The 15,794-nt window shown below is 58.6% G+C and carries 16 protein-coding genes; 9 read left to right on the forward strand and 7 right to left on the reverse strand.

The window, feature by feature from the left end; all coding sequences use genetic code 11:
* Nucleotides 1–22 precede the first annotated feature (22 nt).
* A complete protein-coding gene (locus EYD00_RS21015) occupies nt 23–745 on the reverse strand; it encodes a CPBP family glutamic-type intramembrane protease (protein WP_034498263.1) in 723 nt (240 codons plus the stop codon).
* A gap of 222 nt (nt 746–967) precedes the next feature.
* On the opposite strand from EYD00_RS21015, the gene EYD00_RS21020 reads away from it, so the two are divergent.
* The 9 genes from EYD00_RS21020 (at nt 968) to queE (ending at nt 9,218) form a co-directional block, all read left to right on the forward strand.
* A complete protein-coding gene (locus tag EYD00_RS21020) occupies nt 968–2,200 on the forward strand; it encodes an ABC transporter substrate-binding protein (protein ID WP_034498262.1) in 1,233 nt (410 codons plus the stop codon).
* A gap of 141 nt (nt 2,201–2,341) precedes the next feature.
* On the forward strand, nt 2,342–3,244 hold the full coding sequence (locus EYD00_RS21025) for a carbohydrate ABC transporter permease (RefSeq protein WP_022563623.1): 903 nt from the start codon (nt 2,342–2,344) through the stop codon (nt 3,242–3,244).
* Nucleotides 3,237–4,178 carry a carbohydrate ABC transporter permease gene (locus EYD00_RS21030; protein ID WP_004438490.1) on the forward strand — a complete coding sequence of 314 codons (942 nt, stop codon included), beginning with the start codon at nt 3,237–3,239 and terminating at the stop codon, nt 4,176–4,178. The genes EYD00_RS21025 and EYD00_RS21030 overlap by 8 nt, the downstream gene beginning before the upstream one ends.
* A gap of 5 nt (nt 4,179–4,183) precedes the next feature.
* On the forward strand, nt 4,184–5,272 hold the full coding sequence (locus tag EYD00_RS21035) for an ABC transporter ATP-binding protein (protein WP_034498259.1): 1,089 nt from the start codon (nt 4,184–4,186) through the stop codon (nt 5,270–5,272).
* A gap of 55 nt (nt 5,273–5,327) precedes the next feature.
* Nucleotides 5,328–6,092, forward strand: a complete 765-nt coding sequence (locus EYD00_RS21040; protein ID WP_034498258.1) for a sugar phosphate isomerase/epimerase family protein — start codon at nt 5,328–5,330, stop codon at nt 6,090–6,092.
* A 23-nt stretch (nt 6,093–6,115) separates the two neighbouring features.
* Entirely contained in the window at nt 6,116–7,249 is a 1,134-nt protein-coding gene (locus tag EYD00_RS21045; RefSeq protein WP_022563627.1) for a Gfo/Idh/MocA family protein, read from the forward strand.
* A 150-nt stretch (nt 7,250–7,399) separates the two neighbouring features.
* On the forward strand, nt 7,400–8,110 hold the full coding sequence (queC, locus tag EYD00_RS21050; protein WP_034498257.1) for a 7-cyano-7-deazaguanine synthase QueC: 711 nt from the start codon (nt 7,400–7,402) through the stop codon (nt 8,108–8,110).
* Nucleotides 8,110–8,466, forward strand: a complete 357-nt coding sequence (gene queD / locus EYD00_RS21055; protein ID WP_004438504.1) for a 6-carboxytetrahydropterin synthase QueD — start codon at nt 8,110–8,112, stop codon at nt 8,464–8,466. The genes queC and queD overlap by 1 nt, the downstream gene beginning before the upstream one ends.
* Nucleotides 8,463–9,218: a 7-carboxy-7-deazaguanine synthase QueE gene (queE, locus tag EYD00_RS21060; protein ID WP_034498256.1), complete on the forward strand. Its 756-nt coding sequence runs from the start codon at nt 8,463–8,465 to the stop codon at nt 9,216–9,218. The genes queD and queE overlap by 4 nt, the downstream gene beginning before the upstream one ends.
* 241 nt (nt 9,219–9,459) lie before the next feature.
* Here the strand turns inward: queE and EYD00_RS21065 are convergent, their stop codons facing one another.
* From EYD00_RS21065 to EYD00_RS21090, 6 genes are all read right to left on the reverse strand, one after another.
* The gene (locus EYD00_RS21065; protein ID WP_022563630.1) at nt 9,460–10,509 is read right to left on the reverse strand and encodes a Gfo/Idh/MocA family protein; all 1,050 of its coding nucleotides are present in this window, start codon (nt 10,507–10,509) and stop codon (nt 9,460–9,462) included.
* A gap of 18 nt (nt 10,510–10,527) precedes the next feature.
* Nucleotides 10,528–11,313, reverse strand: a complete 786-nt coding sequence (locus EYD00_RS21070) for a ThuA domain-containing protein (RefSeq protein WP_004438513.1) — start codon at nt 11,311–11,313, stop codon at nt 10,528–10,530.
* A gap of 55 nt (nt 11,314–11,368) precedes the next feature.
* Complete coding sequence (locus tag EYD00_RS21075) at nt 11,369–12,397, reverse strand: ABC transporter ATP-binding protein (protein ID WP_034498255.1); 1,029 nt, start codon at nt 12,395–12,397, stop codon at nt 11,369–11,371.
* A 10-nt stretch (nt 12,398–12,407) separates the two neighbouring features.
* Nucleotides 12,408–13,241 carry a carbohydrate ABC transporter permease gene (locus EYD00_RS21080; RefSeq protein ID WP_004438518.1) on the reverse strand — a complete coding sequence of 278 codons (834 nt, stop codon included), beginning with the start codon at nt 13,239–13,241 and terminating at the stop codon, nt 12,408–12,410.
* Entirely contained in the window at nt 13,238–14,212 is a 975-nt protein-coding gene (locus EYD00_RS21085) for a carbohydrate ABC transporter permease (RefSeq protein ID WP_004438520.1), read from the reverse strand. The genes EYD00_RS21080 and EYD00_RS21085 overlap by 4 nt, the downstream gene beginning before the upstream one ends.
* A 63-nt stretch (nt 14,213–14,275) precedes the next feature.
* Nucleotides 14,276–15,541, reverse strand: coding sequence for an ABC transporter substrate-binding protein (locus EYD00_RS21090; protein ID WP_004438522.1), 1,266 nt, complete (start codon nt 15,539–15,541; stop codon nt 14,276–14,278).
* Nucleotides 15,542–15,794: the final 253 nt, after the last annotated feature.

Below are 15,794 nucleotides of genomic sequence, written 5' to 3' on the forward strand. Positions count from 1 at the left end.
TCTGCACGCTTTGCCTTTTGGTTCAGGCCGCCAGTGCATTTATACAATGGGCAAAGCCATGAGAGAGAATTGCCGCCTCCAGTCCCCGGCGCCAAAATAGCCATCCGGAGATGAGTCGGGGAATAAAATTCCCGGTCAGCACCGCAAGGACGAGTGCCGGCCGGGGCTGCGCGGCAATGGTAAACAGAAACGGCAGATGACCAGCGGCGAACAGAGCGGCAGCGATCACGATGGCGGCGCACATTATGAACGCTCGAATCTGCCCGCCTCCTGTAGAGCGCCAGAGAATCCACGCGAAAAACGACATCATGCCCCATCGGGTCAATAGCTCTTCGGTGACGCCGCCATAGAGAAGCCGGGTGGCCAGGGGAATGCCAAATCTGGTCATATTTGCCATGGTTGCTGCATCTGTGACCAAGGGCAGGATCGCCGACGAATAGACGATCATCACAGTGGCAACGGCAACACCCGCAGCAAGTGCAGGAGGCACTTGTTTTCGCAGTACCGCACGCGGATCGCCGCCCGTCAGCCAGCTATCGATCAAAGGCGCATGGAGCCCGATTTTTGCGGCGAGGGCTTGGCCGGTGGCGACCGAGGCGACGGTCAGGACTGCTGGTTGGAGGAGTATCAACAGGCGCATCGCCATTGAAACCTGCTGTCCCGGTATGATCTGCTCAAACGCGGCGAGTAGGAGCGATGCGACACCGATCAATCCGATGATCAGGAGAATATGCCAGCGTTTCATTGTCTCTTGCACTTATTTACTTGCTGCGCAGAGTTTTTAAACCGGTGGCATTGCGTGTGGATTACGGCGCTCAAGCCCCTCTACGGTCCGCCTGTCAGGCGGATTTTGCCATCCTTCGAGACGCCGCTGAATGCAGTAACGAGATTCGTATTTTAGGCGGTTGCCTAATCAAAAATCTTCGCATACGTTCCAACTGCAACGTTTCAGTGAGGGAGGAGACTCATGCGAATGCGTGTTATTTCTGCGGCTTTTCTGGCCAGCGTGATGATTCCGGCGGGCTTTGCCGGGGCCACTGATCTTGAGGTGACCCATTGGTGGACATCGGGCGGCGAAGCCGCGGCGGTGGCCGAACTGGCCAAGGCTTTCGACGCGACCGGCAATAAATGGGTGGACGGCGCGATTGCCGGTTCGGGCGGCACGGCCCGGCCGATCATGATCAGCCGCATCACCGGCGGCGATCCGATGGGTGCCACCCAGTTCAACCACGGCCGGCAGGCGGAAGAACTCGTGCAGGCCGGCCTGATGCGGGACCTGTCCGACGTTGCCGAAAAGGGTAAGTGGAAAGAGGTCATCAAGCCGGCGAGCCTGCTCGACAGCTGCACCATCGACGGCAAGATCTATTGCGCGCCGGTCAATATCCATTCGTGGCAATGGCTGTGGCTTTCCAATGCGGCGTTTAAGAAAGCGGGCGTCGAAGTTCCGAAGAACTGGACGGAATTTGTTGCGGCAGCGCCGGCGCTGAAAAAGGCCGGTATCCAGCCGCTCGCGCTTGGCGGCCAGGCATGGCAGGCGAACGGCCTGTTCGACACGCTGACGCTTTCGATCGGCGGCAAGGACCTTTATCAGAAGGTCTATGGCGACAAGGATGCCGAAGCGGCGGCAGGTCCTGAAATGGCAAAGATTTTCGCAGCTGCCGTCGAGGCGCGCGACATGGCCAAGGGCACCAATGTTCAGGACTGGAACCAGGCCACCAACATGGTCATCACCGGCAAGGCCGGCGGCCAGATCATGGGCGACTGGGCCCAGGGTGAATTCCAGCTCGCCAACCAGAAAGCCGGCACTGATTATTCCTGCCTTCCTGGCCTTGGCCTGAGTGAATACCTGACCACGGGTGGCGACGCCTTTTATTTCCCCGTTTTGAAGGACGAGGCGAAAACCAAGGCGCAGGATGTTCTTGCCGCGACCATCGTTGATCCGAAAACGCAGGTTGCCTTCAACCTGAAGAAGGGCTCGCTGCCGATCCGCGGCGACGTCGACCTGAATGCAGCCAATGACTGCATGAAAAAGGGTCTGGCAATTCTGGCCAAGGGCAATGCGCTGACCAGCACCGACCAGCTGATTTCCGCCGATACGCAGAAACAGAAGGAAGATCTGATGGCGGAATTCTTCGCGGGCTCGATGTCGGCGGAAGACGGGCAGAAGCGTTTCGCGGACATTATCGGTTCGGCTGACTGATCGTAATCTCTTCGGATCGGGAGCGGTTCGCCGCTCCCCTTCCAACGTCCGGGCTAGGCCAGGATAACAGGCAATGGCCGGAGTTTCTCGCGGCGAGCCCCGTGCTCGGCCGTTGACTGTAACGTTACAGGAGGAGGTAACATGGCAGGTCAAGCGCGCTCACGGCGGCCCAACCAGCTTTTCCGCAATCTCAATTCGAAGATTGCCTCCATTCCGATGATACTGACCGCGGTGGTAATCTTTCTTGGCGGCACGGTCTGGACGGTGGTTTATTCCTTCACAAATTCCAAGCTTCTGCCGCGGGCGAACTTCATCGGTTTTGATCAATATGAGCGGCTGTGGGCCGCGCCGCGCTGGATCGTCTCAATCCAGAATCTGGCGATTTACGGCATCCTGTCGCTAATTTTCAGCCTTGTCATCGGCTTCGTGCTGGCGGCGTTGATGGATCAGAAAATACGTTTTGAAAACGCGTTCCGCACCATCTTCCTGTATCCTTTCGCGCTGTCCTTCATCGTTACCGGCCTTGTCTGGCAGTGGCTGCTGAACCCGGAATTCGGCATCCAGTCCGTTGTCCGTTCGCTTGGCTGGGAAAACTTCACGTTCGACCCGCTCTACAATTCCGAGATCGTTATCTATGGCATTCTGATCGCGGCGCTCTGGCAGGGCACGGGGCTCGTCATGTGCCTGATGCTGGCCGGTCTTCGTGGTATTGATGAAGACATCTGGAAGGCGACGCGCGTTGACGGCATTCCGATGTGGAAGACCTACACCCTCATAATCATCCCGATGATGCGTCCCGTCTTCATCACCACGCTCGTCATCATCGCCAGCGGCATCGTCAAGGTCTACGACCTCGTGGTGGCGCAGACAAGCGGCGGGCCGGGCATCGCGTCCGAGGTCCCGGCAAAATATGTCTATGACTACATGTTCCAGGCGCAGAATCTGGGGCAGGGCTTTGCCGCCTCTACGATGATGCTCCTGACGGTTGCGATCATCATCATTCCATGGGCCTACCTTGAATTCGGAGGCAAGAAACGTGGCTAATCTCAGCACATTGAACACGGTTGTTGCCGCCAACGATGCGGTTTCCAATGAGCTATCCGGCCCGCGCGGCAAGAAGCCAAGGAAAACCTTTTCCCGCCGCAACATCATTCTTTACGGCACATTGTTCGTGGCTGCGGCCTATTACCTGCTGCCGCTATACGTGATGGTCGTTACCTCGCTGAAGGGCATGCCGGAAATCCGGCTCGGCAACATATTCGCACCGCCGGTGGAGATTACCTTCGAGCCTTGGGTCAAGGCTTGGGCGAATGCCTGTACAGGGCTGAATTGCGACGGGCTTTCGCGGGGCTTCTGGAACTCCGTACGCATCCTCGTGCCGTCGGTCGTCATTTCCATCATCGTCGCCTCCGTCAGTGGCTATGCCATGGCGAACTGGAAGTTCAAGGGATCGGAGTTGTTCTTCTCCATCCTCATCATCGGCGCCTTCATTCCCTATCAGGTGATGATTTATCCGATCGTTATCGTGCTTCGCGAACTGGGTATTTACGGCACACTGAGCGGCCTCGTCATCGTTCACACCATCTTCGGCATGCCGATCCTGACGCTGCTGTTCCGCAACTATTTCGCCTCACTGCCGGAGGAACTGTTCAAGGCGGCGCGGATCGATGGCGCTAATTTCTGGCAGATTTATTTCCGCATCATGCTGCCCATGTCACTGCCGATCTTTGTGGTGGCGATGATCCTGCAGGTGACCGGCATCTGGAACGACTTCCTGTTCGGCGTGGTGTTCACGCGGCCGGAATATTACCCGATGACGGTGCAGCTCAATAACATCGTCAACTCCGTGCAGGGCGTGAAGGAATACAACGTCAACATGGCCGCAACCCTTTTGACCGGGGCCGTGCCGCTGATCGTCTATTTCCTCTCCGGCAGGCTTTTCGTCCGCGGCATTGCTGCAGGCGCAGTAAAAGGTTGAGCTATATGAACAAAAGCGTTTCCATCCGCGATCTTTCGCTGTCCTTCGGTGCCGTTACCGTGCTGAAAGACCTCAATCTCGATATTTACGACGGCGAATTCCTCGTGCTGCTCGGCTCTTCCGGCTGCGGCAAGTCGACCCTTCTCAACTGCATCGCCGGGCTTCTGGAGCCGACCGACGGACAGATATTCATCAAGGACCGTAACGTTACCTGGGAAGAGCCGAAGGATCGTGGCATCGGCATGGTGTTTCAGTCCTATGCGCTCTATCCGCAAATGACAGTGGAAAAAAACCTTTCCTTCGGCCTTCAGGTCGCCAAAGTGCCGAAAGAGGAGATTGATCGCCGGGTCAAAAGGGCAGCCGGCATCTTGCAGATCGAGCCGCTGCTGAAACGCAAGCCGGCCGAACTTTCCGGCGGTCAACGCCAGCGCGTGGCGATCGGCCGGGCGTTGGTGCGGGATGTGGATGTCTTTCTGTTCGATGAACCGCTCTCCAACCTCGATGCCAAGCTGCGCTCGGAGCTTCGCGTCGAAATCAAGCGGCTGCACCAGTCGCTGAAGAACACCATGATCTATGTGACGCACGACCAGATCGAGGCGCTGACGCTGGCTGATCGCATCGCCATCATGAAAAGCGGCGTCATCCAGCAGCTGGCTGACCCCGTCACCATCTACAACAAGCCAAGGAACCTGTTCGTCGCAGGCTTCATCGGCTCGCCCTCGATGAATTTCCTGCGCGGCGAGCTGATCGAAAAAGACGGCAAGGTGGTCTTCACCACCAATGGCGTGACTTTCGCACTGGACGGTTATCATGCGGAAACGTCGCTTGCCGCCGGTCGCGCGGTGGTTCTGGGCGTTCGCCCCGAACATGTGCGCGTTGATGCCGATATCGTCGGCGGGGAGGTGCACGAGGCGGTCGTCGATATCGAGGAGCCGATGGGCGCCGACAATCTGATCTGGCTTAAACATGCCGGGCATACCATGTCCGTGCGCGTTGGCGGCCACAGACGGTTTTCACCCGGCACCAAGGTGCGCCTTGGCCTCGACATGACCATGGCCTCGCTGTTCGACGCGCAAAGCGAGGAACGGCTCTAAAGGGCGCTGACCACTCCCACACATTCCCAGGACCCACATCTCTATGGAGGAGACAATGACAGAACTCGGTTTTCAGCTTTACAGCGCCCGTAATTTTCAACCCTTTTCCGATATTCTGAAGAAGCTTTCGGCGGCGGGTTATAAACACGTGGAAGGTTACGGCGCCATGTATGCTTCGCTGGATGACGCCGGCCTGAAAGGTCTGCGTGCCGAACTGGACGCCAACGGCCTGACCATGCCCACCGGTCATTTCGGTCTCGATCTTCTTGAAGGCGATCCCAAAAAAGCGCTGAATATTGCCAGCGCTCTGGGTGTGGAAGCGATCTATTGCCCTTACCTTATGCCCGACCAGCGCCCTGACGATGCCGCCGGCTGGTTCGCCTTTGGCAAGCGCCTGCAGGAAGCCGGAAAGCCCTTTGTGGATGCCGGGCTGGTCTTTGGTTGGCATAACCACGACTTCGAGTTCAAGGCGCTTGCCGATGGTTCAACGCCGCAGGAGCAGATATTTGCCGGTGGCCCCGACCTGAAATGGGAGGCGGATATCGCCTGGATTATCAGGGGCAATGCCGATCCGCTCGCCTGGATCGAAAGCTACGGCAAGCGCATCACCGCCGTGCACGTGAAGGACATCGCGCCCGCAGGGGAGAATAAGGATGAAGATGGTTGGGCCGATGTCGGCCACGGCACGGTGGACTGGAAAGGTCTCGTCGCGGCGCTGAAGACGAAATCCGCCACGAAACATTTCGTGGTCGAACACGACAACCCGAAAGACATCGATCGGCTGATTACCCGTTCTATCGCGTCGTTCAAAACCTACTAAGTCTCAGATTTCGGAGTTTCATCATGGCCAGAGATCTTGGCGTCGGCATCATCGGATGCGGCAATATCTCGTCTGCTTATTTTTCGCTGGCACCGCTTTTCAAGGGCATAAAGGTGCTGGCCTGCGCCGACCTCAACCGCAATGCAGCGGAACTGAGAGCGGAAGAATTCGGTGTTGTCGCCCAGTCCATCGAGGAATTGCTCGCCAACCCGGAAATCGACGTGGTGGTGAACCTCACCATCCCCGCCGCGCATTTTCCGGTGTCGAAAGCCATTCTCGAGGCGGGTAAGCACGTCTATTCGGAAAAGCCGCTGGTGCTGTCTCTGGAAGAGGGCGAGGAACTGCGGCGCATCGCCCGCGAGAAGAACCTCTCCGTCGGCTGCGCACCGGACACCTTCCTCGGCGGCGCGCATCAGCTTGCCCGGCAATATATTGATGACGGCAAGGTCGGGCGCATCACGTCCGGCACCTGCCATGTGATGAGCCCCGGCATGGAAATGTGGCACCCCAATCCGGGCTTCTTTTTCCTCAAGGGCGGCGGGCCGATCCTCGATCTCGGTCCGTATTACATCGCCAATCTTATCAACCTCATCGGCCCGGTGAAACGTGTCGGCGCGCTCACTTCGATGGCAAATCCGACCCGCACGGTGACCAGTCAGCCGCTGAACGGCGAGATCATCCCTGTCGAGACCCCGACAAATATCCATGCCCTGCTGGAATTCGTGAATGGTGCGACGATCACGCTTTCGGCGAGCTGGGATGTATGGTCACATCGTCATGCCAATATGGAACTCTATGGCACGGAAGGCTCGATCTACGTGCCGGATCCGAATTTCTTCGGCGGTGTTGTCGAAGCCAGCGGTCGCGACAAGAATATCCAGCCGCTGGAAGGCTGGGCGCACCCCTTCGGCATCGCCAATCAGGAAAGCCCGAACGGTCCGCGTGCAAATTACCGCACGGCCGGTCTTGCCGATATGGCGATTGCCATTCTGGAGGGGCGCGACGCCCGCTGCTCGCTGGATCGGTCCCTGCACGGGATCGACGTGATGACGTCGATCCTGAAGTCCGGCGAAGAGGGCCGTTTCATCGAGATGACGACGACCTGCACGCAGCCGGCCGCGCTCGGCATTGAGGAGGCGCAGGCGTTGCTGCGCTGAGGACGGAAGATCATTCCTTGAAAAGCGGTGGAGGTAACTTTGCCGCTTTTCGTGTTTTCAGCTAGGGCCTTCACAAATTCCCCGCTTTGCTTTAAAGCCGCCCTGTAATCCGGTCGCAGCCCACCCGGTCAAAACAAGGGATCCCAACTTATGAAAACCATCGTCATCTGCTCCGGCGGATTGGACTCCGTTTCGCTTGCGCATAAAATCGCCGCGGAACATGAACTTCTCGCTCTCGTCTCCTTCGATTATGGCCAGCGCCACAGGAAGGAACTGGATTTTGCCGCCGATTGCGCCAGACGGCTCGGCGTGCCGCATCATGTCATCGACATCAGAACCATCGGCGCGCATCTCACCGGTTCCGCACTGACCGACGATGTGGAGGTGCCTGATGGCCACTACGCCGAAGAGACCATGCGCTCCACCGTGGTGCCCAACCGCAATGCCATCATGCTCACCATCGCTTTCGGCCTGGCTGCCGCGCAACAGGCGGAAGCAGTGGCGATTGCCGTTCATGGCGGGGATCACTTCATCTACCCGGATTGCCGGCCGGGCTTCATTGACAGCTTCAACGCCATGCAGGCGCATGCGCTTGAAGGCTATGCTGATGTAAACCTTTTTGCGCCCTACGTTACCGTTTCCAAGGCGGCCATCGTGACCGATGGCGCGAAATATGGAACGCCCTTCGGTGAAACATGGTCCTGTTACAAGGGCGGCTTGCGTCACTGCGGCCGCTGCGGAACCTGCGTGGAGCGGCGCGAAGCCTTCCATCTTGCCGGCGTCACCGATCCGACAGACTATGAGGACCCGGATTTCTGGGTGGCCGCGACCCATGCCTTTGCGGCGCAGGAGGTGCGTTGATGTTCCGCATCACCAAGGAATTTCACTTTTCCGCCTCGCACCAGTTGAAAAGCCTGCCGTCGGATCACCAGTGCAATCGGCTGCACGGGCATAATTACATCGTCGAAGTCGAACTGTCAGGCGAAGAGCTGAACGAGCACGGTTTTGTGCGCGACTATCACGAGCTCGCACCGTTGAAGCGCTATATCGACGATCATTTCGATCATCGTCATCTGAATGATGTCCTCGGCCATGACCGGGTCACGGCGGAATGCCTGGCGAAGCATTTCTATGACTGGTGCAAGGATCGTCTGCCTGAAACCAGTGCCATCCGCGTCAGCGAAACCGCCAAGACCTGGGCAGAATACAGGCCATGACGGCGACTGGACAAAAGATCGCAGCGAAAGACACCACGATACGCATCAGTGAAATCTTCGGCCCGACCATTCAGGGCGAAGGTCTGCTGATCGGTCTGCCGACGGTTTTCGTTCGCACTGGCGGCTGCGACTATCGCTGTTCCTGGTGCGATACGCTGCACGCGGTCGATAGCGATTATCGCGACACGTGGAAACCGATGCCGGTCGATGCAATCTGGCAGGAGGTGCGGCGGCTTTCCGGTGGCGTACCGCTGACGGTCTCGCTGTCTGGCGGCAATCCGGCCGTCCAGCCGCTCGGACCTTTGATCTCCAAGGGGCAGGCTGAAGGCTATCGTTTCGCGCTGGAAACACAGGGCAGTATCGCCAAAGACTGGTTTGCCGATCTCGACCATCTTGTTCTGAGCCCCAAGCCGCCATCGAGCGGCATGGGAACGGACTGGCAGGCTTTCGAAGACTGTCTTGCCGCTGCCGGCGAGGGGCCGCAGCTGGCCCTGAAAATCGTGGTCTTTGACGATGCGGATTACGCCTATGCCAAAGCGGCATCCGCGCGTTTCCCGTATTTGCCGGTTTACCTCCAGCCCGGCAATCACACCCCGCCGCCGCCGGATGATGACGATGCGCGTGTCGATATCGATGGGGTGATGGACCGGATGTTGTGGCTGGTGGACAAGGTTAGCGAAGATCGCTGGTTTTCCGCCCGCGTGCTGCCGCAGCTGCATGTGTTGATATGGGGGAACAAGCGCGGGGTTTGAAGCTGCGCGGGAGTGAAATTCTACGCTGTAGTTTGCATCCTCAAGACGCGCACAATGTATTGAGCGAGTGTAAGCCGCTTGTTTCTTCTCCCCCAGGGGGAGAAGTCCGCGGCAGCGGGATGAGGGGGCGAGCTCTCCGAAATCCGGCAACGTTGCCCCCTCATCCGACCCTTCGGGCCACCTTCTCCCCTCGGGGAGAAGAAACCTGCGGCAAAGTGATGCCGCAGGTTGTTCTTTCACATCAAGCCGAAACGGCCAACTCGCGTCTCTCCCGATCCGCAATGATCGACAGATCGAGTACCTTCTGCAGATTGGCAGCGTGGCGGAAGTCGGGATCGGCGACGCCGCCTTCCATCACGGCCTTGGCGAATTTTTCGTAGTTCGTCGGCACGGGATCGACCTCGATCGTCTTCCAGATCGCCTTTTCCACATCCTCGCCGATGCAGGCACGCAGGCTGGAATAGTCGGGCGTATGAATGACTTCGAGTGCGCCCTTATCGCCGTGGATGCGCAAACGAAGTTCGTTGAGATGGCCTGTCGCCCAGCGGCTGGCATGGATGACGCCCATGGCGCCGTTTTCCAGTTCGGCCGTCATGGTGAAGCTGTCATTTGCATCCAGATCGTAAGCGCCGATCTTGTTGCCCTCATATTTGTCGAAGGTCTTCAGCCGAGTGAAGATGCGTTGCACATCGCTTCCCGCGCCATAAGAGGCGAAGTCGAGTATGTGGATGCCGACATCGCCCAGCACGCCGTTCGAGCCGTGCTTGGTGGAAAGCCGCCACAACCACTTACTCTCTGTCATCCAGTCACCCCAGGCCTTGGAAACGAGCCAGCTCTGGAGATAGGAGGCTTCCAGATGGCGAACCTTGCCGATCTTGCCGGCCAGCACCATCTCGCGCGCCGCCTGCAAGGGGGCGACGTTGCGATAGGTGAGATTGACCATGGCAACGAGGCCGGCCTTTTCAGCCGCGTCGGCCATTTCGGCAGCATTCGCGTAGTTTTCCGCCAGCGGTTTTTCGCAGAAAACGTGCTTGCCCGCCGCAAGCAGCTTCAGGCTCGTGGGGTGATGGATGGCATCGGGCGTGACATTCGCCGCCGCATCGAATTCGCCCCAGGCAATGGCGTCATCCAGCGAAGTGAAAGAGAGCGGGATGTTATGGCGCAGCGCAAAGGCCCGTGCCACCACGTCGTCCACATCCACCGCCGCAACCAGTTCGACGCCGGGGATCTGAGAGAAATATGTGGCATGGTTGTTGGCCATGCCACCGGTTCCGAGAATGAGAAGTCTCATGCCAGTATCTCCAAGCCCTTACCTGTAACCTGCTTCGCCTGCCTTATGCAGCTTGGGGCCACGTTCCTCGATAGGCTCTAGCGCCTTATCGACGGGAACATTCGGCGCGTCGTGAATACTCTTCAGGGCGCCGACAGGATTATAGGCCCATTTTACAGAATTGCTGATGACCTTCTGCACATTGGCGTCGTGATAGGTCGGATAAGTCTCATGGCCGGGGCGGAAATAGAAGATATTGCCGGCACCACGACGCCAGGTGAGACCCGAACGGAAAACCTCACCGCCCTGGAACCAGGAGATGAAGACGGTCTCGAGCGGCTCCGGCACAGAGAACTGCTCGCCATACATCTCCTCGTTTTCCAGCTCGAAATGCTCGGGTAGGCCGGCGGCGATCGGGTGGCGGGGATTGATGGTCCACAGGCGTTCGCGTTCGCCCGCCTCGCGCCATTTCAACGCGCAGGGCGTACCCATCAGGCGCTTGAACGGCTTGGAGAAGTGGCCGGAATGCAGGACGATGAGGCCCATGCCTTCCCAGACGCGCTTGGCGACGCGCTCCACAATGTCATCCTGAACTGCGCCGTGGTCCTTGTGGCCCCACCAGACGAGAACGTCGGTCTTGTCGAGACGCTCCTGTGAAAGGCCGTGCTCCGGCTCCTGCAGCGTGGCGGTGGTGGCGTTGATCTCGGGATTTTGGTTCAGCGCGTCGGCGATGGTGTTGTGCATGCCGTTTGGATAGATCGAACGCACCGTCTCATTGATGTGTTCGTGAATATTCTCGCCCCATACAACGGTGTTGATGGTCATTCTCATGCTCCTTGGTGAAAGCCGGCTACTTGGGTTGTCCCGGCGGAAGTTGGGTTCAGGCGGCGCCGCGGGCGGGGTTGCGGGCGATTGCCCGGCCCTCGGCGTCAAAACGGTGAATCTGCGCCATATCGGGCACGATGGTGATACGCTCGCCCGCCTTGCGGCCGGTCACACCCTCTTCACGTACGACAACAGGCTCGCCGGCGCCGATCTCGACATAGATGTAGCTGTCTGATCCGAGCATTTCCGAATGCACGATTTCTCCACTCCACCCGCTGCCGTCGCTGGCGATGGTGATGTGTTCCGGCCGGACACCGATCGTTGTCGCGCCTTCTAATTCCGCATACTTGCCTGCCAGGAAGTTCATCTTCGGCGAGCCGATGAAGCCGGCGACGAAGGTGTTGACGGGACTTTCGTAAAGCTCGAGCGGCGTGCCGATCTGCTCGACCCGACCGTCGCGCAGGACGCAGATGCGGTCGGCGAGTGTCATCGCCTCCACCTGATCGTGCGTGACGTAGATCATCGTCGTGTCATGCATCGAGCGATGCAGCTTGGCGATCTCGAGACGCGTGGCCACGCGTAGCGCTGCATCGAGGTTGGAGAGCGGCTCGTCAAACAGGAAGACCTTCGGATCGCGCACGATGGCGCGGCCGATGGCGACACGCTGGCGCTGGCCGCCAGAAAGCTGCTTCGGCAGGCGCTCCAGATAGGGCGTGAGCTGCAGCATCTCCGCTGCCGCTTCGACGCGCTTCTTGCGCTGTTCTTTGTCTGCGCCCGACAACTTCATGCCGAAAGCCATGTTTTCGAACACGGTCATGTGCGGATATAGCGCATAGGACTGGAAGACCATGGCGACGCCGCGCTTGGCGGGCGGCAGGCGGTTCACGGTTTCGCCGTCGAAAGACAGCGTACCGCCTGTGATTTCCTCAAGTCCGCAGATGAGGCGCAGAAGCGTGGACTTGCCGCAGCCGGAGGGGCCGACAAAAACCATGAACTCGCCGGAGCGGATATCCATGTCGATGCCCTTGATGACATCGAAGGCGCCAAAGGATTTGCGAAGATCGCGCAATTGAATGGTGGTCATGATGTTTCTCCTAGCCTTTGACGCCGCCGGCGGTGAGGCCGGAGATGATGCGTCGCTGGAAGATCAGAACGAGGACGACGAGGGGTGCAGTGACGATGACGGAAGCCGCCATGATCGTTCCCCAGGGGATTTCGAACTGCGAGCCGCCCGACAGCAGCGCGATGGCGACCGGCACCGTGCGCTGCTCGTTCGATGAGGTGAAAGTGAGCGCGAAGAGGAACTCGTTCCATGCCGCGATGAAGGCGAGGAGCCCCGTCGTGACGAGCGCCGGCCACATCAGCGGCATGAACACCTGGGTGATAATGACCCAGGGCGACGCGCCGTCAACGATGGCTGCTTCCTCGATTTCGATCGGCAGGTCGCGCATGAAGGTCGTCAGCACCCAGACCGTGAAAGGCAGGGTGAAGATCATGTAGGAAAAGATCAGCGCCAAGGGCGTGTTGAAGATGCCCGCCCAGCGGATCAGTTCAAACAGGCCGGCGAGAACGGCAATCTGCGGGAACATCGAAACCGACAGAATGGTGAGCAGCAGCAACGCGCGGCCCCGGAAGCGGACGCGAGCCAGCGCATAGGATGCGGTGACCGCCAGAAACAGCGACAAGATGACGACGGATGATGCGACCAGCAACGAATTGCCGAGATTGCGCAGGAACGTGCCGTTGCCAATGACGAAACTGTAATTGGTGAGCGAAAATTCGCGCGGCCAGTAATTAACCTGGAACAATGCCGAGCCCGATTTCAGACTGGTCAGTATCGCATAATAAAACGGGAATACCGAAATCACCATGATGACGGCGACCAGCGCATAAAAGGCGGTGGTCTTCAGGATGCTGGGCAAAGTCATCGCTGGGCTCCATCGGTGTTGACACGCCCGAGCCACATATAGATGACCGTGATCGAGGCGATGATGAGGAACAGCATGGTGGAGGCGGCGGCGCCATAGGCGAACTTGTCGAAATCGAACAGGTTCTCGCGCGCCAGCACCGACATGGTGCGGGTCTGGGCATTATTCGGCGTCAGGATGTAGATGAGGTCGAAAACGCGCATCGCATCCAGCATACGGAAGATGACGGCGACCATCAGGGCAGGGCGGATCATCGGCAGGGTGACGCGGAAGAACACCTTGACGGGGTGGATGCCATCCACCTTGGCCGCTTCATACATGTCCTTCGGCACCATTTGCAGACCGGCGAGAATGAGCAGCGCCATGAAGGGCGTGGTCTTCCAGATGTCGACGATAAGCACGGCGATCATCGCGGTCTCGGGGTTGGCTGTCCAGGCGATCTTGTTGGAAATCAGGCCTAGATTAAGGAACAGGTCATTCAAGATGCCGAACTGGTCGTTCAGCATCCACGCCCACATTTGCGCGGACACGATGGTGGGAATGGCCCATGGCACAAGAATGGCAGCGCGCACGAGGCCGCGTCCCTTGAATTCGGCATTCAGCACCAGAGCGACGATGAGGCCGAGCACGGTTTCGAGGCTGACCGAAACGATGGTGAATTTCAGCGTGTTGAGAACCGCCCCCCACCATGCGGGATCGGCAAGAAGGCCCCGATAGATCGTGCGGCCGCTGCTGAGCGTGATCCAGGTGAGATAGTTCTTGAGGCCGACGAATTGTGCTCCCTCCAGATTGGTGAGCGAGGCGTCGGTGAGGCTGAACCACACGGTGCGCACGAGCGGCCAGCCCGCCACCAGCGCCAGCACGAGAAATGTGGGGGCAAGGAACAGCCAGGCGGATTTCAAGCGTTCCGACTGTAGATCGGAACCTGTGCCGGATGCCGTGACCGGTCTTTGAAGGGCGATGTCGTTCATGGGGATATCTCGCGGTTGGGGCGCGGGAGACGATCAGGCGAGACCGTTCCCGCGCGGGCCGGATTACCAGCCGTTGCCTTTGAGATCGGTCAGTTCAACCTCGAGAAGCTCAAGATTTTCAGCGGCCGTGCCGTTGCCGGAGAGCGTGTTGTGGACCGCACCCCAGAACTTGGCCGAAACCTCGTTATATTTCACCTTGGCCGAGGCGGAAGGACGCGGGACGGCGGTCTGGAAGATCGGCTTCCATGTCGGCATGAAGGGCTGCGCGGCCGCAACATCCTTGTCGTCGTAAAGCGAAGCGATCGTCGGCATGTTGGAAAGCTGAACGGCGCGCATCTTCTGGGTTTCCTTGGATGCGATAAACTTCACGAGCTCAATGGCAGCTTCCTGGTTAGCTGAATATTTGGATACGGCGAGATTCCAGCCGCCGAGCGTTGAGGCCGGTGCCTCGCCCTCGGCGCCAGCCGGGAGCGGTGTTACGCCGAACTTGCCCTTGATGGCGCTGTCGTCGCCATTGCCGAGCGCGTAGGCGTAGGGCCAATTGCGCATGAAGACGGAGTTGCCGGTTTGCCAGACGCCGCGCGCTTCCTCTTCCTTGTAGGCAAGCACGCCCTGCGGCGCGATGGTGCCGACCCATCCCTTGGCAGTCTCGATGGCGGCAGCAGCCTTTTCATTGTTGACGGAGATATCGCCATTGCTTTCGACGATATGGCCGCCGCCTGCGGAAGCAATCCATTCCAGGGCATTGCAGGTGAGGCCTTCATAGGCGCTGCCCTGGAAGACAAAACCCCAGAGGTCCTTCTGGCCCGCTTCACGCTCCTTGTCTTGGATTTCCTTCGCGGTTTCGCTCAGTTCCTTCCAGGTTTTCGGCGGTTGCTTGCCGTATTTTTCGAGCAGGTCCTTGCGATAGAACAGCGCGGGCGCGTCTGTGAACATCGGCATGGCGACGAGTTTGCCGTCCACGGTTTGCGATGCGACGATGGAGGGGAAATGATCTCCGATGACATCCTTGGTCGCCGCGGTCAGGTCCACGAACTGATCGGCAAGCTGCGGCGCCCAGATGACGTCCGTCTGGTAGACATCGACATCCTTGTTGCCCGCGGCAAGCCACAGCCGGTACTGGCTGAACTGCTCGCTGGAGGATGACGGCATGGTGACAAGATTGACCTTGTGGCCGGTTTGTTTTTCGAAAGCCGCAATGCGTTCTTTGAAGAATGCGACGTTCTTGCCGGTGGAATTGGCGGCGATGGAAATCTCGGCCGCCTGCGCGGAAACGGCGGCGGAAAGTACGCTGCCGCACAGGAACAAAGTCTTCATGGAAATATTCATTGTCAAACTCCTCCGTTGACGCTCCCGATTGTCCTCAAAATTGAAAGCGCTTTTGACTAAAAGGAAGCTCGCAAAAGCCGGGCAATCTGTCAATACTCTTTCTAATCGAGCGAAAATCGGGCGTTTTTGCATGCAAATTTTCACCATTTGCCTTTCAGGATGATGGACTGTAAGGTTTCAGGCGGGAAGAAATTGAAATCGTTTTCAATTTTTGTCGACTTGAAAAATCCGCAGCGGCGACGCATGCAGGGGG

Origin of the sequence: Agrobacterium sp. 33MFTa1.1 (assembly GCF_004328495.1) — a bacterium.
GTDB classification, from domain to species: domain Bacteria; phylum Pseudomonadota; class Alphaproteobacteria; order Rhizobiales; family Rhizobiaceae; genus Agrobacterium; species Agrobacterium pusense.

Bases quoted from the DNA above. Each gene is read 5' to 3' on its own strand.
- EYD00_RS21015 (WP_034498263.1), bottom strand. From the start codon at position 745: ATGAAACGCTGGCATATTCTCCTGATCATCGGATTGATCGGTGTCGCA.
- EYD00_RS21020 (WP_034498262.1), top strand. From the start codon at position 968: ATGCGAATGCGTGTTATTTCTGCGGCTTTTCTGGCCAGCGTGATGATT.
- EYD00_RS21025 (WP_022563623.1), top strand. From the start codon at position 2,342: ATGGCAGGTCAAGCGCGCTCACGGCGGCCCAACCAGCTTTTCCGCAAT.
- EYD00_RS21035 (WP_034498259.1), top strand. From the start codon at position 4,184: ATGAACAAAAGCGTTTCCATCCGCGATCTTTCGCTGTCCTTCGGTGCC.
- EYD00_RS21040 (WP_034498258.1), top strand. From the start codon at position 5,328: ATGACAGAACTCGGTTTTCAGCTTTACAGCGCCCGTAATTTTCAACCC.
- EYD00_RS21045 (WP_022563627.1), top strand. From the start codon at position 6,116: ATGGCCAGAGATCTTGGCGTCGGCATCATCGGATGCGGCAATATCTCG.
- queC (WP_034498257.1), top strand. From the start codon at position 7,400: ATGAAAACCATCGTCATCTGCTCCGGCGGATTGGACTCCGTTTCGCTT.
- queD (WP_004438504.1), top strand. From the start codon at position 8,110: ATGTTCCGCATCACCAAGGAATTTCACTTTTCCGCCTCGCACCAGTTG.
- queE (WP_034498256.1), top strand. From the start codon at position 8,463: ATGACGGCGACTGGACAAAAGATCGCAGCGAAAGACACCACGATACGC.
- EYD00_RS21065 (WP_022563630.1), bottom strand. From the start codon at position 10,509: ATGAGACTTCTCATTCTCGGAACCGGTGGCATGGCCAACAACCATGCC.
- EYD00_RS21070 (WP_004438513.1), bottom strand. From the start codon at position 11,313: ATGACCATCAACACCGTTGTATGGGGCGAGAATATTCACGAACACATC.
- EYD00_RS21075 (WP_034498255.1), bottom strand. From the start codon at position 12,397: ATGACCACCATTCAATTGCGCGATCTTCGCAAATCCTTTGGCGCCTTC.
- EYD00_RS21080 (WP_004438518.1), bottom strand. From the start codon at position 13,241: ATGACTTTGCCCAGCATCCTGAAGACCACCGCCTTTTATGCGCTGGTC.
- EYD00_RS21085 (WP_004438520.1), bottom strand. From the start codon at position 14,212: ATGAACGACATCGCCCTTCAAAGACCGGTCACGGCATCCGGCACAGGT.
- EYD00_RS21090 (WP_004438522.1), bottom strand. From the start codon at position 15,541: ATGAATATTTCCATGAAGACTTTGTTCCTGTGCGGCAGCGTACTTTCC.